The following is a 26071-nucleotide window of genomic DNA, read 5'->3' as shown; positions in this document are numbered from 1 at the left end:
TTGGCCTGGTACATGGCCAGGTCTGCGCGTTTGAGGAGTTCGTCCACCGACAGGCGTTCGTCGCCAAAGAGGGTGATGCCGATGCTGGGGGTGCTGTAGTGCTGGGCACCGTCCAGGTCAAACGGCTGGTTCAGGCTGGCCAGGAGTTTCTCGGCCACGGTTTCTGCCTGGGTGGCGGCGTCTTGCAGGTCGGGGGCCAGGGTTTCGAGCATGACGACGAATTCGTCGCCGCCAAAGCGGGCCACGGTGTCGGCTTCGCGCACGCAGCCCACCAGCCGGGTGGCCACCTGGGCCAGAAGCTGGTCGCCCACGTCGTGGCCGAGGGTGTCGTTCAGATCCTTGAAGTTGTCGAGGTCGATGAACAGCAGGGCGCCCAGGGCCTTGGTGCGCTGGCAGGCGGCGATGGAGCGCTGCAGGCGATCGAGCAGCAGGCGTCGGTTGGGCAGGCCGGTGAGGGCGTCGTAGAAGGCCAGGCGTTCGATTTCCTGCTCTGCACGCTTGCGGTCCGTGATGTCGCGGCACACGCCCAGCACACCGGTCACGCGGCCCGTCAGGTCGCGAATGGGGGTCTTGATGGTCTCGAACTGGCCCTGGTAGCCGTCTTCGGCAAACGTGAGCGTTTCTTCATAAACCAGCGGCTGCCAGGCCTGCATGGCGCGCAGGTCGTATTTGCGAAAGCGCGCTGCCACTTCCGGCGCATTCAGGTCAATGTCGCTGCGGCCCACAATCTCTTGCTCTGGCCGCCCCGCAAAACGCTCGAACACCGGGTTGACCGACAGGTACACACCATCGGCATCCTTGAGGAACACCATGTCGGGTATGGCGCTGACCACACTGGCCAGCCGGGCCTTCTGTTCGGCCAGCTCCGCCTCGACCCGCTTGAGCTCGGTGAGATCGTAGGCATACACCACAACGGCAGGCACACCCTGCTCGCCCACCGTTTCCGGGGCGATGGTGGTATGGCGCACCTGTATGCCATCCGGTCCTTCAATGCGGTTTTCAAACACCGTGGTCTGGCCGGAGAACGCCTTGTCGAAATGTGGCTGCATGCGCTGCATCAGCGCGGGCGGCAGCACTTCCTGCAACCGCTGACCCTGCAGTTCGTCCGCAGAGCGGCGCAGCCATGCAGCCTGCTGCTCGTTCACATACATCACCCGCATGTCGCGGTCGATCCGGGCGACGCCGCCGGGCACCTGGCGCAGCATGGCGGCCATGAGCGCTTCCTTGGCGTGCGCCGCCTCCTCGGCTTCGTGGTGGGCAGTGATGTCGGTCTGCACGCCATCCCACACCACGCGCCCGTCGTCGAGCCCGCGAGGCGACGAGCTCAGATGCATCCAGCGCACCTGACCATCGGTGCGGCGCACGCGAAAAACCGCCTCCATGCTGCTCATCGTCAGAAATGATTCGCGCTCGGCCTGGCGCAGGCGGCCGATGTCCTCTGCAAGCACCTGGCGGTAGAGCACCTTGGGGTCGTCCATGACGTCCTGCGCGCGCACGCCGTTGAGGCGCTCGACGGCATCGCCCATGTGCGCGAAGCGGGTCCGGCCGTCCACCTCCCGCACCACCTGGAACAGCACACTGTGGGGCAGGTTGCGCCCCAGCAGGGTCAGGCGCCCCTCGCTCTCGCGCAGCCGGCGCTCGGCCTCCTGCACCCGCGCAAACGGCAGCCGGATACCGGCATCGAACACGGCCTGGTACAGCAGCGCGTAAGCCACCACCCGCAGCGCATGGGCCAGCGGCCCGCTTACCTGCGAGTGGCCGCCCAGCAGCCCCACGGTGAGCTCACCGCACAGAAAAGCCAGCGCAGCCCAAGCAAAAACGCGTTCGCGCGGCCCGTTGCCACGGTGCAGCCAGACGGCCGCCACGGCCAGCCCGGCCGCCAGCGTGAATGCCAGGTACTGCCGCAACCCGCCGCCTGCCGCTGCAGCAAACCAGCCCGGCAGGGGCCCCAAGGCAGAAACCAGCAGCAGCAGGAGCCCGGCGCCCGCGGCCGCCAGCCACGCCTTGGGCGGGCCGGGCAGTGCCGTGCGTGCCGCCGTGAGCACGAGCGTGATGACCTCCACCACCCGCGCCCAGCTGCTGAGCCACAGGGAGATGTTGGCCGACCCCGAAGGCATGTGCACGGGCGTGGAATGCGCGAGGACACCGTGGAGGAAGTTGCAGGCTGCGGCGATGCCAAAGCCCACCACCAGCACATTGGCACGCTGCTGCTCGGACGCTTCGAGCGTGTGCAGCGAGACCGAGACGACCAGCAGCCCCAGCAACACGGCCACCAGCTCCATGAACGGCTCCAGACCGTGCTGTGCCTGAGCGCCCTCGCCCAGCATCCTGCCCATCGGCACCATCACCAATGCCAGCGACGCCACGACCAGCACCACGGTCAGCGCCGGGGCGTCCGCCAGCGGCCAGCGCGCACGCCGGGGCCGTGGGGAATTGTTCGTATGCGGCATGGTGGCGGGCGGGGGTGGGCAGACTGGCGGAAGGTGTTTCCAACAAGTGTATCTAGGAGTAAGACCTCCACCAGTAGCCCCGGATTTTTGCGCCCTGCGCACCCCGGCAGCGTGCGGGTTTTCCTCGACACCCCAAAAAAAACGGGGCCGAGGCCCCGCTGGATGCCGCTAGCCCTGCAGGAGCTGGCGCAGCACAAACGGCAGGATGCCCCCTGCCCGGTAGTAGTCCACCTCGATGGGGGTGTCGATGCGCAGCGTCACCGTGACTTCCTCGCACGATCCATCGGCGCGCCGGATCACCAGCCGGGCATCGCTTTGCGGCGTGAGCGCAGGGTCGGGGATCACGTCGATCACTTCGTTGCCCACCAGGCCGAGCGACTCCCAGGAATCTCCGGCCTTGAACTGCAACGGGAGCACGCCCATGCCCACCAGGTTGGAGCGGTGGATGCGCTCGAAGCTGCGGGCCACCACAGCCTTGATGCCCAGCAGCTGTGTGCCTTTGGCGGCCCAGTCGCGGCTGGAGCCGGTGCCGTACTCCTCGCCCGCAAACACCACGGTGGGCGTGCCCTGCGCCATGTACTGCATGGCGGCATCAAAGATGAACATCTTCTCGCCCTGCAGCGTGCCCTCGTTCTGGAACACCGTGACACCGCCCTCCTCGCGCGAGCCGTCCGCGGTGGGCGGAATCATGAGATTCTTGATGCGCACGTTGGCAAAGGTGCCGCGCACCATCACGTCGTGGTTGCCACGCCGCGCGCCGTAGCTGTTGAAGTCCTGCTTCATCACGCCATGCTGCAACAGCCACTGCCCTGCCGGAGAGGTCTCCTTGATGGAGCCCGCGGGCGAGATGTGGTCGGTGGTGATGGAGTCTCCAAACAACGCCATGATGCGCGCACCCATCACCGAAGGAAGTTTGGAGTCAAATTGGGCTCCAGCGCTTGCACCATCTGCGCCAGCAGCTCCTTTTTCGAGAGCAAAATGGGCAAAGAACGGGGGCTCGGCAATATAGGTGCTGGCGGGCCAGGTGTAGGCCGTGCCGGTCACGCCCCGGATCTTCTCCCACAGCTTGCCGGGGTCGGTGGCCACCCGGGCGTAGTTTTCGCGGAAGGCCTTGCCGTTCATTGCGAACTTGAGCAGGACGTGGACTTCGTCGCTGCTGGGCCAGATGTCGCCCAGGTACACGTCGCGCCCGCCCTTGCCCTTGCCCACCGGCTCGGTCATCAGGTCCTTGAGCACCGTGCCCGCGATGGCATAGGCCACCACTAGCGGCGGACTGGCCAGGAAGTTGGCCTTGAGGTTGGGATGGATGCGCGCCTCGAAGTTGCGGTTGCCCGACAGCACGGCCGCGCACACCAGGTCGTTGCTGGTGATGGCTTCGTTCAGTTCGGGCGTGAGGTCGCCCGCATTGCCGATGCAGGTGGTGCAGCCATAGCCTGCCACCGCGAAGCCCAGCTTTTCGAGGTAGGGCAACAAGCCGGTTTCCGTGAGGTATTCGGTGACGATGCGCGAGCCAGGCGCCAGAGAGGTCTTGATGTGCGGCTGCACCTTGAGGCCCGCCTCCACCGCCTTCTTGGCCAGGAGGCCTGCGGCCAGCAGCACGCTGGGGTTGCTGGTGTTGGTGCAGCTGGTGATGGCGGCAATCAGCACGTCGCCGTTGCCCACCGTGACGTCGCCGGTGCGGCTGGCCTTCTGGGCGGTTACCTCGGCGTGCGCCGCCGCCAGGGTGGGCTTATTCTGCTCCATCTCCACCACAAACCGTGGCGCGCCAGACGGCGCGGGCTTCTCTTCGGGCGGGGCCAGCAGAGACGGGGTGTCGCCACTGCGCACGTGGTGGCGCGTGTGCAGCAGCTCGGCCGGGCGGTTGAAACCGTTTTGCGCATTGGGCTTGCTGAAAAGGTCGGCAAACTGGCTGCAGACCTTGCCCAGTTCGATACGGTCCTGCGGGCGCTTGGGGCCGGCCAGGCTGGGGGTGACGCTGCCAAGGTCGAGCTTCACCACCTGCGAATAGTCCACCTCGCCCGCCAGCGGTACGCCAAACAGGCCCTGGGCCTTGAAGTAGGCCTCGAACGCTTCGATTTCGGTTTTGGTGCGGCCCGTGCCCTTGAAGTAGTCGATGGTCTTCTCATCCACCGGGAAGAAGCCCATGGTGGCGCCGTACTCGGGCGCCATGTTGCCGATGGTGGCCCGGTCGGGCAACGCCAGGGTGCGTGTGCCTTCGCCAAAGAATTCGACGAACTTGCCCACCACCTTGTGCTGGCGCAGCAGCTCGGTCACCGTCAGCACCAGGTCGGTGGCGGTCACTCCCTCGCGCAGCTGGCCTGTCATCTCGAAGCCCACCACATCGGGCGTGAGGAAGTACACCGGCTGGCCCAGCATGGCGGCCTCGGCCTCGATGCCGCCCACGCCCCAGCCCACAACGCCAATGCCGTTGATCATGGTGGTGTGGCTGTCGGTGCCCACGAGGGTGTCGGGGTAGTAGACGCCATCTTTGCGCTTGTGCACGCCGCGCGCCAGATATTCGAGGTTGACCTGGTGCACGATGCCAAAGCCCGGGGGCACCACGCCAAAGGTGTCAAAGGCCTGCATGCCCCATTTCATGAACTCGTAGCGCTCGCGGTTGCGCTGGAATTCGAGTTTCATGTTCAGGTCGAGCGAATTCTTCTTGCCATAGTGATCGACCATGATGGAGTGGTCCACCACCAGGTCCACGGGCACCAGCGGTTCGATCTTCTTGGGGTTCTTGCCCAGGCGCGCGGCCGTGCTGCGCATGGCGGCCAGATCGGCCAGCAGCGGCACGCCGGTGAAGTCCTGCAGCACCACGCGGGATACGACAAACGGAATCTCGTCGGTGCGCGGGGCATTGGGAGCCCAGTGGGCCAGCTCGCGCACATGCTCGGCGGTCACCTTGCGGCCATCGCAGTTGCGCAGCACCGACTCGAGCACGATGCGGATCGACACGGGCAGGCGGCTGATCTGGGGAAACTGCTTGGCCAGTGCAGGCAGCGAGTAGAACTGGCCTTCTTTGCCAGACACTGTCTTGAAACTCTTGAGGGTGCTGGCAAACGCGTGGCGGGCGGGCGTGGGCGACAACTTGCGTGATACGGCCATGACGGACTCCTGAGAAAGGCAACAAGGCCTATTCTGGCAGCCTCGCATGACGGTGCAAACGTGGGGCTATGCCAACGCGGCACCCAAACCTGTGCGGCGTGGTCGGGGCGCCCACCCCATGCCGCCTTGCCCGATATCGGCATCAAAAATGGCCCTGGCGCTTGATGGACGAGCGCGAGTAGCTATGTTTTCAGGAGCAACAGCCGAGCTCCATCACGCCGCAGCCCAGGTGGGCAGGCGGCGCACGCCAAACCACTGCAGCTCGGCCAGCATGGCCACCGAGACCACATGCACCAGCAAATAGGCCTGGCCCAGCAAGGTGGGCGTGAGTGTGGAGCCCAGCAGCAGCACAAGGCTGGCCAACGCCCAGGCCAAGTTGCCCACGATCAGCACCCACAGCCAGCCACGCGGCATGGGCTCGGACCGGGCAATCGCCATGGCCAGGGCCGCATAGCCCAGCAGCATGGCACCCGTCACCTGCAGCAGCCCGGGCTGCAGGCCCAGCCAGTCAGCCAGGGGCGCTGTCAGCAGCAGGTGCAGGGCGCCGAGCACAACCCCCGTGGAGGCATCGAACCAGACCACGGCACGCAGGAATCGGGGGGAGGACATCAGCTTGAACATGGAAAGCTCCTTGGTTGAGGAAGAAAGAAGGCTCCATCGTTCCCGCCCTGGCGCATCGCGTCGATGACCTGCCAGGTAATGGCCCGTGTGTGGTTTGCGCCTAGGATGGCGGCCATGACCTCCCCCGCACCGTCCTCCCACCGCCCCCCGCGCCATCCCTTGCCGCACCGCGTGGCACCGGCGGGGCCCACCTCGTTTGGCGACCACCTGCGCACCTGGCGCCAGCAGCGGCACCTGAGCCAGCTGGCGCTGGCCGACGAAGCGGATATCTCCCCTCGGCACGTGAGCTTCATGGAAACCGGCCGCACCAACCCCAGCCGCGACATGGTGCTGCGCCTGTGCGAGCGCCTGGCCGTTCCGCTGCGCGAGCTCAACGCCCTGCTCGTGTCCGCTGGCTATGCACCCATGTACCGCGAGCGCGCACTGGACGACCCCGCGCTGGCCGCCGCGCGCCAGGCGGTGGAGCTGGTGCTCAAGGGCCACGAGCCCTGCCCCGCAATTGCGCTGGACCGCTGCTGGAACGTGGTGGCCGCCAACCAGGCCGCCCACGCACTGCTGGCTGCGCACGTCAGCCCCGCACTGCTGGTACCGCCCATCAACGTGTTCCGTCTGAGCCTGCACCCTGAGGGGCTGGCGCCGCGCATTGCCAACCTTGCCCAGTGGCGTGCCCACCTGTTGGAGCGCCTGCGCCAGCAGATTCAGGCCACCGCAGATCCCGCGCTGATGGCCTTGCAGGCGGAACTGCAGCAATATCCGGCCCCGCCCGAATCCAGTAACCTCGTGCTCGCTGGGGAAATGCTGGGCGTGGTAATGCCTTTCTGTTTTGAAAGCGTGCACGGAATGCTGTCACTCATCAGCACCACGACCATATTCGGAACGCCGGTGGACGTGACCCTTCAGGAACTGGCGGTGGAATCTTTCTTCCCGGCAGACGATTTCACCAGCAGGGTATTGCGAAAGCTCGCTCAGGAAAACGCGGCGCCGCAAGTGGTGACATGAGATACCCGCATTTGCGGAAACTGCGGATCGGCGCGGTCATGCCGGTGCAGCCCCTATATGCCCTGCGGGTGCCACCAAACACGCGCAGCGCCGCCGTGTAACTGCAGCCAAACTCAAGGATTGCGCATTAAAAAAGCCCGCAAAAGCGGGCTTTTTGGTGCAGGGCAGATGACGCAGCCTTAAATCGCAAACTTCTCGCGGTTTTCATTCTGAATCCACTTGGGTGCCTTACCGCGCCCTGTCCAGGTTTCACCGGTTGCGGGATTGCGGTACTTGGGAGCCACCTTGGTACCTGCCATGGAGCTGCGCCCCGTCTTGCCGGCACCCTTGCCAGCCGGAAAAACATCCTGGGGGGTGAGACCAAACTCTGACACCAGAGACCGGACCTGCGCTACCGCGTCTGACAATTCCCGGCGCCGGGCTTCGCTGATTTGTTGCTCAAGGGCTTCGCGCTGCTTCAACAGTTCTTTGTAGCTGGTCATGGTCTGGATTTAAGAGGGTGAAAGACGTGGGATTATAAGAACAAGAAAAAACTTTTACACAAGCACCCCAAAATTAAATTCTGGTACCCGATTAACACCATGCAGCATATTGGCGCCAGCGTGTGCCTGCCCCCGCCCCCTGGGTAACCGCGCTGCTCACGCCACAGCAGCCAATATCCGGCCCCGCGTCGCTTTGCGCCCCCAAAGAGCACAATGCGCGCCGGGAACGCCATATTCAAGCGCTGCAATACACCACCGTGCATACAGCACCGTGCTGGTGCCTGCGAAAAGCACTGAAAATACCCTCTTCTATCGACAAAAATCAGAACCACCGCACATGGCTCTTTATTGCATTGGTGACATTCAGGGATGTGATGGCGCGCTGGGGCGCCTGCTGGACACCATCGGCTTTTCACCCAGCCGGGACACCGTTTATCTGCTGGGGGATCTGGTCAACAGGGGGCCTGATTCAGCGGCCGTATTGCGCCGTTGCATGCGCCAGGGCGATGCACTGCGCTGCCTGCTGGGCAACCACGACCTGCACCTCCTGGCCACTGCGCACGGTGCGCGCGCGCCCTCCCGGCGCGACACCCTCCACTCGGTGCTGGAGGCTCCCGATCGCGAAGCCCTGCTGGACTGGGTGCGCCAGCAGCCACTGGCCCGCACGCACGACCATGCAGGCGAGACCCTGCTGATGGTGCACGCGGGCGTTCTGCCCAGCTGGTCGGCTGCGGACGTCCTGGCGTACGCGCACGAGGTGCAGGCCGTGCTGCGCGGCGATCACCTGGGGGCGTTCCTGCAGGCCATGTATGGCAATACGCCCGACCGATGGAGTGATCATCTGCAAGGTACCGACCGCCTGCGGGTCATCGTCAACGCGCTGACCCGGTTGAGGTTCTGCTCTGCCGAAGGGGCCATGGATTTTGAAAGCACCGAAAGCGCCAGCGCAGCCCCGCCGGGCCTGCTGCCCTGGTTCGATGTGCCGGGGCGGCAGACTGCGGGCACGCTCACAGCGTTCGGGCACTGGTCCACACTCGGCTGGCTCAACCGCAGCGATCTGCTGGGGTTGGACACCGGGTGCGTATGGGGCGGATGCCTGAGTGCAGTACGTTTTGGCACCACGCTGGCGGAGCGCGAACTGCTGCAGGTGCACTGCGAAGCCTCGCAGCAACCGGGCACCTGAACAAAACCGTTCAGGCAGCCACGCGCTCCATCGAGGCAGCCATGCCGGCGGAATACCAGGCACCACCGTCCTGCGAAACCACCAGCGCTTGCACGCCCGGCCGACGGGCCACCAGGGCCTGTCCGGCCTTGGCGCCGCGCACCATCATGGCGGCGCCGAGCCCGTTCACCTCGGCTACATCACGGGCCAGCAGACTCACGCCGTGCACACCGCCAGTCGGGTACCCCGTGCGGGGATCCAGAATATGGTGTCTGCGCTGCCCCGCCGCCATGAAGAACCGCTCGTAGTCGCCCGACGAAGCCACCACCGCCCGGCCCTGCACGGGCAGCACGCCCAGCAAACGCTCTGGCGCGCGGGGGTCGCGCAGGCCCACACGCCAGGGGCGCCCCTGCAGCTGGCCCATGACCAGCACATCGCCGCCACCATTGATGAGCGCATGGCCCACCCCGTGGTTGCGCAGCACCTGCATGCCCGCCTCAAGAATGGGCAGCTTTGCAATGCCACCCAGATCCAGCGCCATGCCCTGCTCGGCCAGGTAAGCGGTGCCGGCCCGTTCATCCAGCACCAGACGGCGCGCATCCACACGCCGCAGTTGCCGGGAAATCTCGCTGGCGGAGGGCGCGCCCTGATGGCCCGCCTCGAACCGCCAGCCCTTGAGCGAGCCCACCGTGATGTCAAAAGCACCGCCACTGAAGCCGTGCATCTGCTGTGCTGCCTGCAGCAGCCGCATCACTTCGGGCGGAACCTCCACAGGCTGGATCCCGGCGGCGCGGCTGATGCGGCTGACCGCGCTGTCAGGCCGGTAGCGGCTTAGCAGCGCCTCCAGGCGCGCCATCTCGGCGTAGGCCTGGTCGATAGCATGGCGCCCCAAAGGCGCATCCAGACCATCGACCACGATGTCCACCTGTGTTCCCATCAAGGGGCGCGATACACGCTGCGGCGACTGCGCACCCGGGGTGGCCGACACCCAGGGCGCACACCCCAGCAAGGGCAGCGCCATGGCGATCCGGCGCCTCAACGGGCTGAATGCCGTACTTGGAGCGGAGTTCATGGCGCGCCGCCGTCAAACGGATTGGTCGGCCATGTAGTCCACCGCAGCCTTGACTTCATCGTCGGTCAAGTTGGCGGCGCCCCCCTTGGCGGGCATCATGCCCTTGGAGCCCGTGTAGCCCTCGATGGCGTGCTTGTACAAGGTGTCTTTGCCCTGCGCAATGCGTGGTCCCCAATCGGCCTTGTCGCCCGGCTTGGGCGCGCCCGCCACGCCGGCGGCGTGGCACATGGCGCAGGTTTTTCCGTAGACGCTTTTGCCCACCGTGTTCTCTGCCACCGGTGCCGGGGCCGGGGCCGCAGCAGGTGCCGGTGCCGCGGCAGGCGCTGCAACGGGAGCTGGCGCATCAGCCGGCTTCTTGTCGCCACAAGCCGCCAGCGTCAGTGAGACTGCAGCGACCGCGAGAAGACTGGAGAGTTTTTTCATGGGTATTCCTGTTTTGGTATGGATGAAAGACGGGAAAAGCAGGGGCCGAAGCCACATGTGCCAACAACACCTGCAAGCACCGCGGTACGCCTGCACCGAACGCCGCGCCGGATCATGAACAACGCAAGCCTCTTAACACTTCGCATTTGACGCACCTGAAATGCATCATAAGAAGGATGCACTGCGCGACGCAACACCAACAATGTAATGGAGAGTGCTTCACAGACGCGAGCGGTTTGGACGTCAATGTATGACCTAGATCAATTTGATTCATATTACATGAATCTATATTCGATCCCATGCAATCCCTACAGCCCGTGACCCGATTCCGTTGCTGGATCCTGGCATGGCTTCTGCTGTCATTGGGTGCAGCGACTGCTGCTCCCCTGGTCCAGCCGCAAAAGATGCTCGATGCGGTGTGCTCGATGGGGGGCGCCCTGAAGCTGGTCCTCGTTGACGATGGCGCCACCACCCACTCTGGCAGCGCAGACTCACAGTGCCCCCAGTGCCCCCAGTGCCTTTTCGGTGGCACGCCGGTGCCAGCGACAGTCCCGTTCCCGGCCTGCGCCTTGGCGACCACATCGCCGTCCTCCGTTCCTCCCGTGCTGCGGGACAGGGTTGCCAATGCAATACCTCCTCCTGCACGCGCGCCCCCTGTTTTTTTGTAAGTGAATCCTAAAGAGGTGAACCATGAGTAACAAGAGAGAAGCAACCCCTGAAACCATCGGCCTTGGCCGTCGCCGTTTCATCAACACCGCAGCCCTTGCAGGCCTTACTGCCGGCGTAGCCGCCTGCACCGAGAAGCCTGCCAGCGCGCCTGCCACGACGGCGTCGGGGCCTGTTGCAGCGCCTGCTGCGGCCCATTCGGCTGCCGCCAACGCGGTCCACCTCAAACCCGGTGAACTCGACACCTATTACGGCATCTGGAGCGGTGGCCACACCGGCGACATGCGCATTTTGGGTCTGCCCTCGGGTCGCGAAATTCACCGCATTCCCTGCTTCGTCCCCGATGCACTCGTCGGCTGGGGCATCACCAACGAATCCAAGGCCATCATGGGCACCAAGGCCGATGGCAGCTTGCGCTACACGGTGGCAGATACCCACCACACGCACGCCTCCTACAAGGACGGCAACTACGACGGCCGTTACGCCTGGATCAACGACAAGATCAACAGCCGCATCGCGCGCGTGCGCCTCGATTACTTCGTTTGCGACAAGATCACCCAGCTGCCCAATGTGCAGGGCTTCCACGGCATCTTCCCCGACAAGCGCGACCCTGTCGATCCGGCGATCAACTACACCACGCGCGTGTTCTGCGGCGCTGAATTCGGCATCCCGCTGCCCAACACCGGCAGCGAAGACCACACCAAATACCGCTCGATGTTCACCTGCGTGGACGCCGAGACCATGGAAGTGCGCTGGCAGGTGCTGATTGACGGCAACTGCGATCTGACCGCCACCTCGTACGACGGCAAGCTGGCAGCAACGAACCAGTACAACGTCGAGATGGGCGCCAAGTACGAGGACATGATGTCCGCCGAGCGCGACGCCTGCCTGTTCTTCAACATTGCGCGCATCGAAGAAGCCGTCAAGGCCGGCAAGTTCAAGACCATCGGCTCTTCCAAGGTGCCCGTGGTCGATGGCACGCACGAAGCCAACAAGGACCCCAAGACCGCTCTGACCGCCTACGTCAGCGTGCCCAAGAACCCGCACGGCGTGAACGCCAGCCCCGACCAGAAGTATTTCATCTGCGCCGGCAAGCTCTCGCCCACCGCCACCGTGATCGAGCTGGCCAAGGTGCTCGACTGGTTCGACGGCAAGATGGAAAAGCTCGACGACGCGATCGTTGCCGAAGTGGAAATCGGCCTGGGCCCGCTGCATACCGCCTTCGACGGCCGTGGCAACGCCTACACCACGCTGTTCCTGGACAGCCAGGTGGTCAAGTGGAACGTGGAGGCTGCCATCAAGTTCCACGCTGGCGACAAGAGCGCGAAGTACGTGGTAGACCGCCTGGATGTGCACTACCAGCCGGGCCACATCAACGCCTCGCAGTCCGAGACCATCGCTGCCGACGGCAAGTACCTGGCCGTGGGTTGCAAGTTCTCGAAAGACCGCTTCCTGCCCGTGGGCCCGCTGCACCCCGAGAACGAACAGCTCATCGACATCAGCGGCGACAAGATGGTGCTGCTGGCCGACCACCCCGTGCGTGGCGAGCCCCATGACTTCATCATCTTCAAGCGTGATCTGGTCAAGCCCAAGCAGGTCTACGATCTGGACGAATCGCCCCTGGCCATCAAGGATCCCAAGGAATCCGGCGTGTTCCGCAATGGCAAGAAGGTCACCGTGAAAATCACTTCACAGGCACCGGCCTTCAGCCTGCGCGAGTTCAAGCTCAAGAAGGGCGACGAGGTCACACTGATCCTGACCAACCTCGACAAGATCGAAGACTTGACGCACGGGTTCGCCATTCCGAACTACAACGTCAACTTCATCGTCAACCCGCTGGAAACCAAGTCGGTGAGCTTCGTGGCCGACCAGCCCGGCGTGTTCTGGTGCTATTGCACCCACTTCTGCCACGCGCTCCACCTGGAGATGCGCACACGGATGATTGTGGAAGCTTGATTCGGAGCATCCCCCTGAGGCGCTGCGCGCCTTCCCCCTTCTCTCGAATCGCTGCGCGATTCGGGAAGGGGGACGATGCACTCGCTGCGGGGCGGCCCTTGCTCTGCATCCCTGGTCTGGGGCGCGCCAGTTGTGACAACTGCGCCCTAATTTGAACAAAATTGGCCGCTAGCGCTTGATAGATAAGCGCGAACAGCTATCAAAAAGATAGTCCCATGATTCCCCTCCGTCGGCAGTTCGCCACGCTTCTTCTGGTCTTGTTGGCAGCCCTTTGGCTGGCGCCGCGCGCCCATGCCGCATCAGGCGCCTACGAGGCCGAGCTGCCTGCCGATCTGGCCACCGCGCGCGACATGTGCGCCCTGGTGCCCTGCAAGGACGTGTTCCCGGGGGCCACACACTTTTCCGAACGCAAGGGCCAGCCGCCCTACGCAGAGGCTTACGACAACGACTCGGCCCAGAAGAAGCTGCTGGGCTATGTGATGCTCTCCACCGACATCACCGACACCCCCGCGTACTCGGGCAAGCCGGTGGTCACGCTGATCGGCATGGACCTCAAGGGCCACTACGTGGGCGTCAAAGTGCTCAAGCACTCAGAGCCCATCCTGCTGCTGGGCATCCCCGAATCGGCGCTCATCAATTTCAACAACCAGTACCTGGGCAAGTCTGTCCAGGACACGCTGGAAGTCGGCCCGTCCAGGCCCGAGGAAAACGTGATTGGCCTGGATGCCATCTCCGGCGCCACCGTCACGGTGATTGCGCAAAACCAGGTGGTGACGATGTCGGGCGCCGCCGTGGCGCGACAGACGGGCATCATCGAGCCCACCGTGCGCGAGCCCGCGAAATTCATTACCAGCGGGCAGCGCTACGACTGGGCCCAGCTGGCGCAAATGGGCGTGGTGCAACGCCTGCTCGTCAAGCCCGAACAGGTCGGCTTGCCGCGGGGCCCCGAGCCTTTCATCGAACTGTGGTTTGGTGACCTCAACCACCCCGACCTTGGGCGCAGCCTGCTGGGTGAACGCGGCTTCGAGAACCTGCGCTCGCGGCTTCAGCCGCAGGAAAGCGCCTTCTTCGTCATCCGCACGGGCGGCGTGGAGTCGTTCAAGGGCTCGGGGTTTGTGCGCGGGGGCATCTACGACCGCGTGCAGGTCAAGCAGGGTGCAGACTCGTTCACCTTCCGCGATCTGGACTCCTACAACCTGTATGGCCTGGAGGCAGCCGGTGCCCCGCGCTACAGCGAATCGGCCATTTTTGTGGTCCGCTCGGCAGCCTTCTCCGCAGCCTTCCCCTGGAAGCTGGCTTTCCTGGGCAACCGCGTAGACCGCGCCACGGGCCACCGCAGCTTTGCCGTTTTCGAATCCAAATACTGGCTGCCCGCCAACCTGCTGGACGGCGGGCGTCCCAAAGTGGTGGAGCCCGACGCACCCTGGGTGCGCGTGTGGAAGACACAGGCTGTCTCGATTGCCCTGTTCGCCCTGGTGCTGTTAGCCGTCACGGTGGTGTACGCCTACCGCGAGAAGCTCACGCGCCTTTCCACCCACAAGAACAAGTGGCCCGTGAACGCCTTCAAGTACAGCTTCTGGGCCATCAGCATGCTGTGGGTGGGCTTTGGCCTGATGGCGCAGCCCTCCATCACGCAGGTGCTGACCTGGTTCCATTCGCTGCTGTTCCAGTGGACGTGGTCGCTGTTCCTGTCCGATCCGTTCATTTTCCTGTTCTGGATCTTCATCATCGTCACCGTGTTCCTGTTCGGGCGCGGCCTGTTCTGCGGCTGGATGTGCCCGTTTGGCTCGCTGCAGGAGTCCATCTACAAGGTGGCGCGCTTTGTAGGCCTGGGCCGGTTTCAGACCAAGCTGCCGCAGAAATGGCACGACCGGCTCAAGTGGCTCAAGTACGCGATCTTCTTCGGCCTGCTGGTGGTCTCAATGTTCTCCATGGGCCTTGCCGAAAAACTTGCCGAGGTGGAGCCCTTCAAGACCACGTTCCTCGTGGGCATCAGCAACCGCGCCTGGCCCTACGCCCTGTTCGTGGCAGTGATTTTGGGTGTGTCGATCTTTATCGAACGGCCCTATTGCAAATATGTCTGCCCGCTGGGCGCCTCGCTGGCCATGCCCAGCACGTTCCGCTGGTTTGGCCTCAAGCGCAAACAGGACTGCAACAGCTGCAAGGCCTGCGCCGTGGGCTGCGGAGCGCAGGCGATTGATGCCGATGGCCGCATCGACCACCGTGAATGCCTGCACTGCCTCGATTGCATGATTCTGTATACCGACACCAAGGGCTGCCCGCCGCTGGCCAAGGAGCGCAAGCGCCGCGAAAAGGACGGCCTGGAGATCACGCCGATCGGCGCCAACGGGTATTTCATTCCGATCCACCCCGCCACCAGCTTCACCGAGCAGATCAGCGCCAAGGCCAAGAACGGCCCCGACCCGCGCATGCCCACCGACCCGGTGGCGCCCTTCCACAAGGCGGGCGAGTCCCGCCTGCGGTGGATTCTGATGGAGCTGCGCGACCACTTCTGGCCCTGGAGCACCGATGGCTGGCGCAGCCAGCGGGCGCTGCAGGTGGCCGGGTTCTCCCTGGCGGTGGCGGCCACCGTGGCCTGGGTGATGACGGCGCTGGGCAGCCTCTCTTCGGCAGCCATCATTGGCTGGTGGTTTGGCTGGAGCGTGTACGAGGTGCTGATCCGCCTGTCCGGCCGCCGCTACGTGAAGGACGGCGTCTGGTGGCGCGGCAACTACCGCGCGGCCAGCGTGATGGACATGCTGAGCTATGTGGGCTTCAAGAACCTGCTGATCGGGGCCACCCTCTTCCTTGCACTCAAGGCCCTGGGCTTGCTGAACTTATGAGGCCTTTGTTCATGCGCTCTGTGCGCGCCGCGCTGATCGTGCTGGCGGGGCTGGGCGGGGCATGCCTGGCCGGTGCCGCCACGGTGTCGGTCCAGCCCGGCCAGGACCTGGCCGCCGCCGTGAAGGCCGCCGCACCGGGCGATGTGATCGAGGTGGCGCGCGGCCTGTACCCGGTCAACCTGCTGATCGACAAGCCGCTCACGCTGCGCGGCATCGACCGCCCCACCCTGAGCGGTGGCAACCAGGGCGACACCATCCGGGTCACCGCCCCGGATGTGGTGATCGAGGGCCTGATCGTGCGCGACTCGGGCGACAGCCTCAAGCACCAGAACGCCGGTATTTACCTTTTCCCCGGCGCGCATCGGGCCGTGGTGCGCAACTGCGACCTGACCTACAACCTGTTCGGCCTGTGGATCGAGAAGGCCGATGATGTGCTCATCGAGCGCAACACCATCACCGGCAAGCGCGAATACGGTTCGTCGCAGCGTGGCAACGGCATCCAGCTCTACAACACCCAGCGTGCGCGCATTTTCAGCAACAACATCAGCTTCGTGCGCGATGCGCTGTATGTCGATGTGTCGCACCACGCCGTGTTCAGGGGCAACCGGCTGCACCACAGCCGCTACGGCACGCACTACATGAACTCGTACCACAACCTGTGGGAAGACAACGACACCTACTACAACCGGGGCGGCCTGGCGCTGATGGAAGTGCGCGACCAGGTGGTGCGCAACAACCGCGCCTGGGGCAATTCCGACCACGGCATCATGCTGCGCACCCTGCAGGACTCGGTGATCGAGAACAACATCGTGGCCGGCAACAACCGGGGCTTTTTCATTTACGACGTCGAGTACATCAAGCTCAATGGCAACCTGGTGGTGGACAACGTGGTGGGCGTGCACCTGGCGGCCGGCTCCACGCGCAACGAGGTGGAGGGCAACGACTTCATCGGCAACCGCGAGCAGGTGCGCTACGTGGGCGCGCGCGACGAGCGCTGGGGCACCAAGAGCGGCAACCACTGGAGCAACTACCTCGGCTGGGACCGTGACGGCAACGGAACGGGCGACGTACCCTACGAGGCCAACGACATGGTGGACCGCCTGACCTGGCGCCATCCCAGCATGAAGCTGCTGCTGGCCAGCCCCGCGGTGCAGGCCCTGCGCCTGGTGGGCCAGCAGTTTCCGGTCCTGCGCGTGCCTTCGGTGGTGGACCCCAAGCCGCGCATGCAACCAACCCACCAACAATGGAGTGAATGGCGTGGCAAGCACTTTTCCGGCCAGTGACGGCCCAGCGGTCTCGCTGCGCGGCGTGAGCAAGCACTATGGCGCGCTGCATGCCGTCGATGGCGTCGATCTGGAGATTCCGCGCGGCGAAATTTTCGGCCTGATCGGGCACAACGGCGCGGGCAAGAGCACGCTGTTCAAGATGATGCTGGGCCTGGTGCCGCTGACGCAGGGCGAGATTCGGATCGGCGGTGCGCAGGTCGGCGGGCGGGGCTTTCGGGCCGCGCGGCGCCACCTGGGCTATCTGCCCGAGAACGTTGTGCTCTACGACAACCTGAACGGCCTGGAAACCCTGCGTTTCTTTGCCCGGCTCAAGCATGCGCCGCTGGCGCAGTGCCAGCCGGTGCTCGAGCGTGTGGGTCTGGCGCATGCCGGCAATCGCCCGGTGCGCGAGTACTCCAAAGGCATGCGCCAGCGCCTCGGGTTTGCGCAGGCCTTGCTGGGCGCGCCCCAGGTGCTGTTTCTAGACGAGCCCACCAACGGGCTCGACCCCCAGGCCATCCGCGATTTTTATGCCACATTGCGCGGGCTGCAGGCCCAGGGCGTGACGGTGATCATCACCTCGCACATCCTGGCCGAGCTGCAAGAGCGCGTGGACCGCCTGGCCATCATGTCGGCCGGCAAGGTCCAGGCCGTGGGCAGCGTGCAGGCGCTGCGCGAGCAGACGCAGATGCCGCTGGTGTTCGAATTGCAGCTGGGTGCCGAAGACGCCCCCGCCGTGGCCCAGGCACTGGAGGCCGTCACGGGCGCATCGCCCGAAACCTTGCCGACCGGCCTGCGCCTGCGCTGCCCGCGCGCGCAAAAAATGGCCGTGCTGGCGGCGCTGGCGCCGTTTGGCGCGCGTGTGCACGACCTCAAGATGCTGGAGCCGTCGCTTGAAGACGTGTTCTTCGGGTTTGCCGACTGAAAGACGCTATGGAACTGACGCAAATCCTCACCATCGCCGCGAAAGAATTCCGCGACCGCATGCGCAACCGCTGGGTGCTGGCGGTTGCGCTGGTCTTCACCGTGTTCTCGCTCGTCATCGCCTACTTTGGCGGCGCGCAGCAGGGCGCCGTGGGTTTTCGCTCGATCGAGTTCACCATCGCCAGCCTGGTCAGCCTGGTGATCTACCTCATCCCGCTCATCGCGCTGCTGCTGGGCTTTGATGCCATCGTGGGCGAGCGCGAACGCGGCTCGCTCGACCTGCTGCTGTCCCTGCCAATCACCCGCTTCGAGCTGCTGCTGGGCAAATACCTTGGCCTGGCGGCCGCGCTCACGCTGTCCACGCTGGCGGGCTTTGGCCTGGTGGCGGTGCTGCTGTCGCGGCAGATGAGCTGGGCCGGCATGTACCACTACTTCGGGTTCATGCTCAGCTCGGTGCTGCTCGGCCTGGCGTTTCTGAGCCTGGCGGTGCTGCTGTCGGTGCTGGCGCGCGACCGCACGCGCGCCTCGGGCCTGGCCATCGCCACCTGGTTCTTCTTCGTGCTGGTGTTCGACCTGCTCTTGCTCGGGGCGCTGGTGGGCACGGGTGGCCGCTTTGGCGGCGAGGTGTTCGCGTGGCTGCTGCTGCTCAACCCCGCCGATGTGTTCCGCATTCTCAACGTGTTCTCGCTCGATGATGTGCGCACGCTCTATGGACTGGCCAGTGTCGTGCCGTCGTCCATGGGCAGCCCCACCACCATGGGTGGCGTGATGCTGGCCTGGATCATCGTCCCCCTGGCCCTGGCCAACTGGAGATTCAAACCATGAAATACACCTGTTCCTGCCGCCGGCGCCACGCCGACAACTCTGATGCCTGTGGCGACCGTCGCCACGTTCTCGGCCTGGCCGCGCTGGCGGCGCTGGGGTCGCTGGGCCTGCTGGCCGGTTGCGGCGAGCGGGCCGGCGAGGCGCAATCGCTCGCCCCCGTGGAGATCGACCGCTCCACCAGCTGTGAGCTGGACGGCATGCTCCTGGCCGACTACCCCGGCCCCAAGGCACAGGTGCATTTTGTCGGGCAAAGCCAGCCTTCCTTCTTTTGCGACACCGTGGAGCTGTTCAGCACGCTCCTGGCCGGCGAGCAGGTGCGTGCCGTGCGCGCCGTCTATGTGCAGGATATGGGCCAGGCCGACTGGGATGCGCCCAAAGGCCACTGGATCGACGCAAAGGCGGCGGTGTACGTGGTGGGCAGCAAGCGCCACGGCTCCATGGGCCCCACCATCGGCAGCTTTGCGCAGGAGGCCGACGCCCAGAAATTCGCCACCGAATATGGCGGCAAGGTGCTGCGTTTTGGCGACATCAAGGCCGACATGGTGGACCTGAGCGGGGGCGCCCTGCACGACACGCGCATGTGACCACGGCCATGCCCACTCCCGCTCCATCGCGCCAGCAGGCACACCATCCGCCGCACTCGCCATCACGGCGCCGTGCGGTGGCGGCCCTGTTGCTGGGTTCGGCAGGGCTGGTGGGCTGGACGCTGCACCAGCGCGGGCCATCCGGGCGCAGCAGCGCATCGGCGCTGGACGGCGTCGGCGACGATGTCTGTGTGGTGGCTCCGCCTACGCCCTACGACCCGGCCTTGGGCCAGGCCGTAGCTGACGCACGCGAAGTGCCCGCCGACGCGCGCTGCCCCGTGTGCGGCATGTACCCCGCCCGCGCGCGGGCATGGGCGGCGCAGGTGATCTTTTCAGACGGAGACGCCTTCTTTTTCGACTCGCCGCTCAGCCTGATGCTCTACCAGGGCAACGTGGCCCACTACACACGCGGCCGCACAGCCGATTCACTTGTGGCCCGGTATGTCACCGACACGGCTACGGGGCAGTGGCTGAACGCCCAGGAGGCGGTGTATGTGGCGGGGTCTTCGGCCATGGGCCCGATGCGGGCGGGCAACCTTCCCGCCTTTGCAAGTACGGACGCTGCGCAGCAGTTTGTGCAGCAGCGCGGCGGACGGGCGCTTGCATTCAACGCCATCGATGCGGCCCTGCTGCGCGGGCTGGCACCCAACCTGCGGGCAGACCACCGTCAACACGCGGGTTGACGGGATGCTTTAGCTACCAATTTTGTAGCTGACTGCGCTTGCACAGCAAGCGCGAGAGGCCAAAAAGACTATGAAACCATGAAAAAAGGCCTTGAACAAGGCCTGGTCCTCATCCCTGCGCCGAGGTTTCCGGCTGGGCCGCCTTGAAGAGGGCAGCCACCTTGCGCTTGGGCTTGATGTTGGCCGACACGCTGCTGCGCGGTGCCGACTTGGCCGCTTCCCAGGCGGGCGCCGCATCGGCAGGCGCACTGGCTTCATACGGCTTTTCAAAAAACGGATCGCGCGAGGCAACGGCCGGGCGGAAGCCCCGGTGCTGTTCACGCGGCTCGCGGGCTTCGCGGCCACCACGGTGTTCGCGTTCGCGTTCGCGCTCGCGGCGCGGGGCCGCCGGGATGGCATCGCGTCCATCGCCCGTCTCGCCAGCTTCGCGCCAGGCGCGGCGGCCGTCGTTGATGCGGCCTTGATTCCGAATGCTTGGCTGGTCTTCTTCGTATTCGATGGCTTCGAGTTCGATCTTCTTCTTGATCAGCTTCTCGATGTCGGCCACCAGGCGGGCATCGCTGCCCGACACCAGCGTGACCGCCAGGCCCGATGCGCCCGCACGGCCCGTGCGGCCAATGCGGTGCACGTAGTCTTCGGCGTTGAACGGCACGTCAAAGTTGAACACCGCCGGCACGTCCTTGATGTCCAGGCCACGCGCGGCCACATCGGTACACACCAGCAGATCGACCTCGCCGCTCTTGAAGGCTTCGAGCGCCTTCAGGCGCTCGTCCTGGCTCTTGTCGCCATGCAGCGCGGTGGTCTTGAGGCCTTCGCGCTCCAGGCTGCGCGCCAGACGGGCACAACCGAGCTTGCTGTTCACGAAGATGAATGCCTGCTTGATGCCCCGGCTCTTGAGCACCTGGTGGATGGCGCGGCGCTTGTCGTCGTCGCCCGCGCTGTAAAAGCGCTGCTCCACGGTGGAGGCCGTTTCGTTCGGGCGGGCCACCTCGATGGTGACGGGGTTTTGCAGGTAGCTGCTGGCCAGGCGCTTGATCTCGGGAGAGAACGTGGCGCTGAACAGCAGCGTGGTGCGCTGCTTGGGCAGGAACGAGAGGATGCGCTGCAGGTCGGGCAGGAAACCGATGTCCAGCATGCGGTCGGCCTCGTCGAGCACCACGTACTCGACCTGGTTGAGCACCGCATTCTTGGCTTCGATGTGGTCCAGCAAACGGCCAGGCGTGGCCACCAGCACTTCGACGCCTTTTTTCAGCTCGATGGTCTGGGGCTTCATGTCCATGCCGCCAAACACCACGGTGCTGCGCAGCTTGGTGTATTTGGCATACAGCGCAATCTGCTGGGCCACCTGGTCGGCCAGCTCGCGCGTGGGCAACAGCACCAGGGCGCGCACGGGGTGGCGGGCCGGGGATGTGGAACTGCTCTCGTGCTTGAGCAGGCGCTGCAGCAAGGGCAGCGAGAACGCGGCGGTCTTGCCGGTGCCCGTCTGGGCGGCACCCATCACGTCCTGGCCGGTGAGTACCACCGGAATGGCCTGCGCCTGGATGGGCGTCATGGACTCGTAGCCCATTTCGGCTACGGCACGCGCCAGCGGCTCAGCCAGCGATAGATTGGAAAAGGAACTTGTCATTAAAAGCGTGTCTGTAGGCGACGCTGAAATTGTCTGAGCAATGTGGCACGCCCCTGGGAAGGGCTGGCTGCAAGGCGCAAACCGCAGCGATAACCGGGGTTATCGCAAGGATTTGCAACGCCACAAACCGGCCCCTGTGCGGGGAATGCGCATTGCGCAAATGACTTGTTCAGCGTTGCCTGAGCTGCCTATTGTCGCACCGGTGGCCCGAAAAGCGATTTTTCACCCAGTCGGCGTGGTACAGAGCGCATTCTTTCGAGGGCAATTTTCGGCTCGAATGCTTCATATTTGATAGCTTATAGCGCTTACCCATAAAGCGCTGCAGCCGTTTTTCTTACAAAAATTATTCCAGTACGGCCCGCAATTGCCGTGTGGTCACCGCCAGCCGCCTCGCCCCGATCTGGGCGAGGTTATTCATCACCGTGAGCGCTGCCTCGGGGTATTGCCGGGCCCAGGCGTCAAAGTGCGCCCGAGACAGGCGCACCAGGTGCGCGGGCCCCCGCTCGGAGCCCGCGCAGGCGCTGCGGGCCGCACCATTGAGAAACGCCATCTCGCCAAACGCCATGCCCGGCCCCACCGTGGCCAGGCGCAGCCCCTTGTCCGGCGGCCACTGGGTCACCAGCGTGATGTGGCCCGACTTCACCACCAGCAGGTCGTGGTCGGTATCACCCGCGCGGAACACCACCCCATGGGGCGGCACGGCCAGTGGCTCCAGCACCGCCATCAGGGCCTCGGCTGCTGCCCGGGGCACGCCCTCGCCCATCTCGCCCAGCAGGTCCCGCTCCGGGCGGGCCGGGCGCTGCTCGATGGGGCGCTGCGCGAGGATGCCGGCCTCGGCCCATTCCAGGGCGCGGTCGAGGTCGGCAAAGGCGCGCACCGGCTCGCCCGCCTGCTCGGCCGCCACCGGGTCCAGCGAGGCCACGGCGGCGGCAATGCCCTGCTGGTCCAGATCACGCACCAGCGCACGCAGCTGCGCCAAGGCCGTGCTGTCCCAGGCGGGCACGCGGCCTGCATCCAGAATCACCCAGCGGTGGCGCGGCTGCAGCAGCAGGCGCACCTGCTCGGCCAGGTGGGCCGCCACGCCAAACGACATCACGCCCTGCAGTTCAAACACGGCCACCTGGTTCATGCGCGGCGAGAGCCAGGTGTCCGACCCCGCGCGCCGCAGCCGGCGCGAGCGCAGCTCGCCATCGAGCCGCACATGGCGCAGCACCTTGGCCGCAGAGTCGTGCAGCAGCACGAAGGTGGCCACCACCAGCCCCGCCACCAGCGCGCCCACGCCGCCCATCACCGCAAACACCAGCGCCACCAGCCAGCTTTGCGCCCAGGTCACCCGCGAGCGTTGTGCATAGCGCAGCGACCACATGAGCCCCGGAACCTGCATGAGCCCCGCCAGCACCAGCCCCCCCGCCAGACAGGCCATGGGCACCCAGTGCAGCCACCAGGCGCCCGTCAGGGCCACGCCCAGCATGATGCCGGCATGCCAGCGCGGTGCGTCGCGGGACGCACCCGCCTGCGCCAGCACGATGCGCGAACGCGATGCGCTGGTGGATGCGGGAATCATCCCGGCCAGCCCGCACAACACGCCCAGCAGGCTCTCGCGGCGCAGGGTCAGGTTGGCATTGCCGCGCAGGCCGTGGTCCAGCTCCAGCTCCTGGTTGAACACCAGGATCTCCAGGCTGTTGACCAACGCCATCAACAGCGCCAGCACCACCAGCTCCGACCCGTACCGCTGCGCCAGCGCCACCCAGGGAACGCCCGTCCAGTCCGGCCACATCGGGCCGGCAAACACGCTGGGCTGCACGGCAGGAGCAAACACATCCCCCAGCCCGCGGCCCCAGAGCCCCGCCGCTGCCACGGCCAGCGCCACCACGGCCACAGCGGTCATCAGCCCCGGCATGCGGGGCCAGCGCCGGCGCAGACCCCACGCCAGCCCCACTACCGCGACTGCCGCCAACAGGTGCCAACCGGTGCGCGCGTCCCACGAGGCATCTGCGCCCGCGCCAAAGCCGTTGCGCACCTGCCCCACCACCATCGACAGCCCCACCCCGGCCGCAAAGCCATGCGTGACCGAGACGGGCAGGAAACGCGCCACCGAGGCCAGGCGCAGCACCCCCAGCAGCCACTGAAACACAAACGCCAGTGCCACCGTGGCCCCGCTCACCGCCAGTACCTGGCGCGCACTCAGGCCCAGCGCAGGCGCCGCGCCATGGGCGGTGGCCAGCACCGCCGCAAACAGCAGCGCCACCACGGTGGTGGGCGCATAGACCACCCCCGCGCGCCGCAACGCCAGCGTGAGAAGCAGCCCCGGCAGGGCTGCCGACCACAACGCCAGTGCTGCCAGGGAATGGTCTGCCGCCAAGGGCGCAAAAGCCAGCAGGCCCAGGCCGACGGCATGCGGGACCGTGACCGCCGCCGCCGACCACGCGGCGGCGATGCCCGGCGACCGGAGAGGCTGCAGGGACTCAGCAGGGGACATCTCAGTTCTCCATGGCGCCGTATGTCACCCACACCCCACAAAACCGGCGCGGCCCATGCCCGGGCAGCTGCGCAAGGGCCGCCAAGCTGCGTAGCCAGCGCTTCGCTTGCGTGCGCTGGCTGCGTCCCCCTGCCCGCAACGCGCAGCGTTGCGAGAGCGGGGGAAGCCGCGAAGCGGCTCAGGGGGGTGTTTCAAAGACTCCGGGCGGCGAAGGTGTCGCAGGCCTTCACGCTGCCATTTTGCAAACCGGTGTGGAACCACCGCTGGCGCTGCGCACTGGTGCCGTGGGTGAAGCTTTCGGGCACGATCGCCCCGCCGCTCGAGCGCTGCAGTGCATCGTCGCCGATCCTGGCGGCCGCGTTCATGGCTTCCTCGACGTCGCCCTGCTCCAGAACCTGCCGCGCGTTCTGCGCATGATGTGCCCACACGCCAGCGAAGCAGTCGGCCTGCAGCTCCAGCCGCACCGACAGCGCGTTGTATTCCGCCTTGCTCACGCGGCCGCGCATCTGGTCGACCTTGCCACTGATGCCCAGCTGGTTCTGCACATGGTGGCCCACCTCATGGGCAATCACATAGGCCTGGGCAAAGTCGCCCGGCGCTCCCAGGCGGTTCTTGAGGGTTTCGTAAAACCCGAGGTCGATGTACACCTTCTGGTCTGCCGGGCAGTAAAACGGGCCCATCGCCGCCTGCCCGGTGCCACAGGCCGTGGGTGTGGCACCCCGAAACAGCACAAGGCGCGGCTCCTGGTAGGTGCCGCCGCCCTGGCGGAACACGCCCTGCCACACGTCTTCGGTGTCGGCCAGCACGGTCGACACAAAACGGGCCATGGTGTCGTCGGCCGGGGGGCGTTGTGCAGGCCCCTGCGATTGCACCTGTGCCGGCGGCCCGCCGCCACTGAGCAGTCCCAGAATGGTCAGCGGGTTGATACCCAGCACCCAGCCACCCACCAGTGCAATCACAATGGTTCCGATGCCGATGCTGCGCCCACCGAAGATCGGCGAACCACCGCCCCCGCCCTGGCGCCGGTCTTCCACGTTGTCCGACTCGCGATTGCCTTCCCACTTCATACGGTGCCTCCGGTGCCATCCCGAAAGAACGGCCATGCCGCCATATTACGCGCCGTGCACGTACCCGGCGCAGCCACTACCATGGCTCGGGAAGAAACCCTACAGTCCCTCATGGCGCACCCATCAAATCCACAGTCCACACGCACCGCTGACAGCACCGGCGTGATCCTGCTCACGGGCTTCGACCCTTTTGGCACAGACACCCTGAACCCCAGCTGGCTGGTGGCCCAAGCACTGGACGGACAGCGCATTGCCGGGCGCCGCGTGGTGGCTGCGCAACTGTCCACGGTGTTTGGCAAGTCGCTGCAGCAACTGGAAACGCTGGTGGCCACACACCGGCCAGCGCTGGTCGTCTGCCTCGGCCAGGCCGGGGGGCGCAATGCCCTGTCACTGGAGCGGGTGGGGATCAACATCAACGACGCCCGCATCCCCGACAACGCAGGCCACCAGCCGATCGACACGCCGGTGGTGCCCGGCGGGCCTGCTGCATATTTCTCCAGTCTGCCCGTCAAGGCCATTCTGCAGGGCGTGCTGCGCGCCGGGGTGCCCTGCGAGGTTTCACAGACCGCCGGGACCTTTGTCTGCAACCATGTGCTGTATGGCCTGCTGCACCTGCTGCAAACGCAGGGTGCGGGCGCGGCGGGCGCCCGGGGCGGATTTATCCATGTCCCCTGGCTGCCGGGCCAGGGCGTGCCCCACCTGGCGCTGCGAGACATGGTGCGCGGCACCCACGCCGCTTTATGGGCCGCCGTCTTGACGCCAGAAGACATTGCCCTCGGCGCGGGCGCAACCCACTGACCCCCAACACCGGCAGCCGCTTGCAGCCACAAGTTAC

General features: G+C 65.6%; 19 protein-coding genes. 10 read left to right on the top strand and 9 right to left on the bottom strand.

Annotated elements, in window-relative coordinates:
• The 3 genes from KYG_RS22895 to KYG_RS22885 all read right to left on the bottom strand — a co-directional run.
• On the bottom strand, window positions 1-2450 hold a 2450-nt coding region (locus KYG_RS22895; RefSeq protein ID WP_008907320.1), incomplete at its 3' end, for a diguanylate cyclase domain-containing protein.
• A 168-nt stretch (window positions 2451-2618) separates the two neighbouring features.
• Window positions 2619-5558, bottom strand: coding sequence for an aconitate hydratase (locus KYG_RS22890; protein WP_008907319.1), 2940 nt, complete (start codon window positions 5556-5558; stop codon window positions 2619-2621).
• Between the two features lie 213 nt (window positions 5559-5771).
• Window positions 5772-6179 carry a hypothetical protein gene (locus KYG_RS22885; RefSeq protein WP_008907318.1) on the bottom strand — a complete coding sequence of 136 codons (408 nt, stop codon included), beginning with the start codon at window positions 6177-6179 and terminating at the stop codon, window positions 5772-5774.
• Window positions 6180-6293: 114 nt separating this feature from the next.
• Between KYG_RS22885 and KYG_RS22880 the strand changes: the two genes are divergently transcribed.
• Window positions 6294-7178, top strand: coding sequence for a helix-turn-helix domain-containing protein (locus KYG_RS22880; protein ID WP_008907317.1), 885 nt, complete (start codon window positions 6294-6296; stop codon window positions 7176-7178).
• 179 nt (window positions 7179-7357) lie between these two features.
• On the opposite strand, the gene KYG_RS22875 is transcribed toward KYG_RS22880, so the two are convergent.
• Window positions 7358-7660 (bottom strand): H-NS histone family protein, encoded by a 303-nt coding sequence (locus tag KYG_RS22875; protein ID WP_008907316.1) that lies wholly within the window; start codon window positions 7658-7660, stop codon window positions 7358-7360.
• A 337-nt stretch (window positions 7661-7997) separates the two neighbouring features.
• Here KYG_RS22875 and KYG_RS22865 point away from each other — a divergent pair, with 337 nt between their 5' ends.
• Window positions 7998-8843 carry a symmetrical bis(5'-nucleosyl)-tetraphosphatase gene (locus KYG_RS22865; protein ID WP_008907315.1) on the top strand — a complete coding sequence of 282 codons (846 nt, stop codon included), beginning with the start codon at window positions 7998-8000 and terminating at the stop codon, window positions 8841-8843.
• A gap of 10 nt (window positions 8844-8853) precedes the next feature.
• Here KYG_RS22865 and KYG_RS22860 read toward each other — a convergent pair whose 3' ends face one another.
• Together KYG_RS22860 and KYG_RS22855 are read right to left on the bottom strand one after the other, a co-directional pair.
• On the bottom strand, window positions 8854-9894 hold the full coding sequence (locus tag KYG_RS22860) for an FAD:protein FMN transferase (protein WP_050813926.1): 1041 nt from the start codon (window positions 9892-9894) through the stop codon (window positions 8854-8856).
• 12 nt (window positions 9895-9906) lie between these two features.
• The gene (locus tag KYG_RS22855) at window positions 9907-10317 is read right to left on the bottom strand and encodes a cytochrome c5 family protein (RefSeq protein WP_008907312.1); all 411 of its coding nucleotides are present in this window, start codon (window positions 10315-10317) and stop codon (window positions 9907-9909) included.
• A gap of 690 nt (window positions 10318-11007) precedes the next feature.
• On the opposite strand from KYG_RS22855, the gene nosZ reads away from it, so the two are divergent.
• The 7 genes from nosZ to KYG_RS22820 all read left to right on the top strand — a co-directional run bounded on the left by nosZ (window position 11008) and on the right by KYG_RS22820 (window position 20063).
• Window positions 11008-12939 carry a TAT-dependent nitrous-oxide reductase gene (gene nosZ / locus KYG_RS22850; protein WP_008907311.1) on the top strand — a complete coding sequence of 644 codons (1932 nt, stop codon included), beginning with the start codon at window positions 11008-11010 and terminating at the stop codon, window positions 12937-12939.
• A 215-nt stretch (window positions 12940-13154) separates the two neighbouring features.
• Window positions 13155-15782 carry a NosR/NirI family protein gene (locus tag KYG_RS22845; RefSeq protein WP_008907310.1) on the top strand — a complete coding sequence of 876 codons (2628 nt, stop codon included), beginning with the start codon at window positions 13155-13157 and terminating at the stop codon, window positions 15780-15782.
• Window positions 15783-15793: 11 nt separating this feature from the next.
• Window positions 15794-17065, top strand: coding sequence for a nitrous oxide reductase family maturation protein NosD (locus KYG_RS22840; protein ID WP_008907309.1), 1272 nt, complete (start codon window positions 15794-15796; stop codon window positions 17063-17065).
• Window positions 17040-17972: an ABC transporter ATP-binding protein gene (locus KYG_RS22835; RefSeq protein WP_008907308.1), complete on the top strand. Its 933-nt coding sequence runs from the start codon at window positions 17040-17042 to the stop codon at window positions 17970-17972. The genes KYG_RS22840 and KYG_RS22835 overlap by 26 nt, the downstream gene beginning before the upstream one ends.
• Before the next feature lie 8 nt (window positions 17973-17980).
• On the top strand, window positions 17981-18796 hold the full coding sequence (locus KYG_RS22830; RefSeq protein ID WP_008907307.1) for an ABC transporter permease: 816 nt from the start codon (window positions 17981-17983) through the stop codon (window positions 18794-18796).
• On the top strand, window positions 18793-19380 hold the full coding sequence (locus tag KYG_RS22825; RefSeq protein ID WP_008907306.1) for a nitrous oxide reductase accessory protein NosL: 588 nt from the start codon (window positions 18793-18795) through the stop codon (window positions 19378-19380). The genes KYG_RS22830 and KYG_RS22825 overlap by 4 nt, the downstream gene beginning before the upstream one ends.
• A gap of 8 nt (window positions 19381-19388) precedes the next feature.
• Window positions 19389-20063, top strand: coding sequence for a nitrous oxide reductase accessory protein NosL (locus tag KYG_RS22820; protein ID WP_085942658.1), 675 nt, complete (start codon window positions 19389-19391; stop codon window positions 20061-20063).
• Between the two features lie 109 nt (window positions 20064-20172).
• Here KYG_RS22820 and KYG_RS22815 read toward each other — a convergent pair whose 3' ends face one another.
• From KYG_RS22815 to KYG_RS22805, 3 genes are all read right to left on the bottom strand, one after another.
• A complete protein-coding gene (locus tag KYG_RS22815) occupies window positions 20173-21690 on the bottom strand; it encodes a DEAD/DEAH box helicase (protein ID WP_008907304.1) in 1518 nt (505 codons plus the stop codon).
• 343 nt (window positions 21691-22033) lie between these two features.
• Window positions 22034-24169 (bottom strand): SulP family inorganic anion transporter, encoded by a 2136-nt coding sequence (locus tag KYG_RS22810; protein ID WP_008907303.1) that lies wholly within the window; start codon window positions 24167-24169, stop codon window positions 22034-22036.
• Window positions 24170-24360: 191 nt separating this feature from the next.
• Entirely contained in the window at window positions 24361-25236 is an 876-nt protein-coding gene (locus KYG_RS22805) for a neutral zinc metallopeptidase (RefSeq protein ID WP_008907302.1), read from the bottom strand.
• 111 nt (window positions 25237-25347) lie between these two features.
• Here KYG_RS22805 and pcp point away from each other — a divergent pair, with 111 nt between their 5' ends.
• The gene (gene pcp / locus KYG_RS22800) at window positions 25348-26034 is read left to right on the top strand and encodes a pyroglutamyl-peptidase I (RefSeq protein ID WP_008907301.1); all 687 of its coding nucleotides are present in this window, start codon (window positions 25348-25350) and stop codon (window positions 26032-26034) included.
• Window positions 26035-26071 lie beyond the last annotated feature (37 nt).

This window comes from Acidovorax sp. NO-1 (assembly GCF_000238595.1).
Classification (GTDB): Bacteria; Pseudomonadota; Gammaproteobacteria; order Burkholderiales; family Burkholderiaceae_C; genus Acidovorax.
Note: the sequence above shows the minus strand (reverse complement) of the source record. Positions and strands in the feature narration are given on the sequence as shown.

Bases quoted from the DNA above. Each gene is read 5' to 3' on its own strand.
- pcp (WP_008907301.1), top strand. From the start codon at position 25,348: ATGGCGCACCCATCAAATCCACAGTCCACACGCACCGCTGACAGCACC.
- KYG_RS22890 (WP_008907319.1), bottom strand. From the start codon at position 5,558: ATGGCCGTATCACGCAAGTTGTCGCCCACGCCCGCCCGCCACGCGTTT.
- KYG_RS22825 (WP_008907306.1), top strand. From the start codon at position 18,793: ATGAAATACACCTGTTCCTGCCGCCGGCGCCACGCCGACAACTCTGAT.
- KYG_RS22880 (WP_008907317.1), top strand. From the start codon at position 6,294: ATGACCTCCCCCGCACCGTCCTCCCACCGCCCCCCGCGCCATCCCTTG.
- KYG_RS22815 (WP_008907304.1), bottom strand. From the start codon at position 21,690: ATGACAAGTTCCTTTTCCAATCTATCGCTGGCTGAGCCGCTGGCGCGT.
- KYG_RS22845 (WP_008907310.1), top strand. From the start codon at position 13,155: ATGATTCCCCTCCGTCGGCAGTTCGCCACGCTTCTTCTGGTCTTGTTG.
- KYG_RS22875 (WP_008907316.1), bottom strand. From the start codon at position 7,660: ATGACCAGCTACAAAGAACTGTTGAAGCAGCGCGAAGCCCTTGAGCAA.
- KYG_RS22855 (WP_008907312.1), bottom strand. From the start codon at position 10,317: ATGAAAAAACTCTCCAGTCTTCTCGCGGTCGCTGCAGTCTCACTGACG.
- KYG_RS22860 (WP_050813926.1), bottom strand. From the start codon at position 9,894: ATGAACTCCGCTCCAAGTACGGCATTCAGCCCGTTGAGGCGCCGGATC.
- KYG_RS22840 (WP_008907309.1), top strand. From the start codon at position 15,794: ATGCGCTCTGTGCGCGCCGCGCTGATCGTGCTGGCGGGGCTGGGCGGG.
- KYG_RS22810 (WP_008907303.1), bottom strand. From the start codon at position 24,169: ATGTCCCCTGCTGAGTCCCTGCAGCCTCTCCGGTCGCCGGGCATCGCC.
- KYG_RS22885 (WP_008907318.1), bottom strand. From the start codon at position 6,179: ATGTTCAAGCTGATGTCCTCCCCCCGATTCCTGCGTGCCGTGGTCTGG.
- KYG_RS22805 (WP_008907302.1), bottom strand. From the start codon at position 25,236: ATGAAGTGGGAAGGCAATCGCGAGTCGGACAACGTGGAAGACCGGCGC.
- KYG_RS22820 (WP_085942658.1), top strand. From the start codon at position 19,389: ATGCCCACTCCCGCTCCATCGCGCCAGCAGGCACACCATCCGCCGCAC.
- nosZ (WP_008907311.1), top strand. From the start codon at position 11,008: ATGAGTAACAAGAGAGAAGCAACCCCTGAAACCATCGGCCTTGGCCGT.
- KYG_RS22865 (WP_008907315.1), top strand. From the start codon at position 7,998: ATGGCTCTTTATTGCATTGGTGACATTCAGGGATGTGATGGCGCGCTG.
- KYG_RS22830 (WP_008907307.1), top strand. From the start codon at position 17,981: ATGGAACTGACGCAAATCCTCACCATCGCCGCGAAAGAATTCCGCGAC.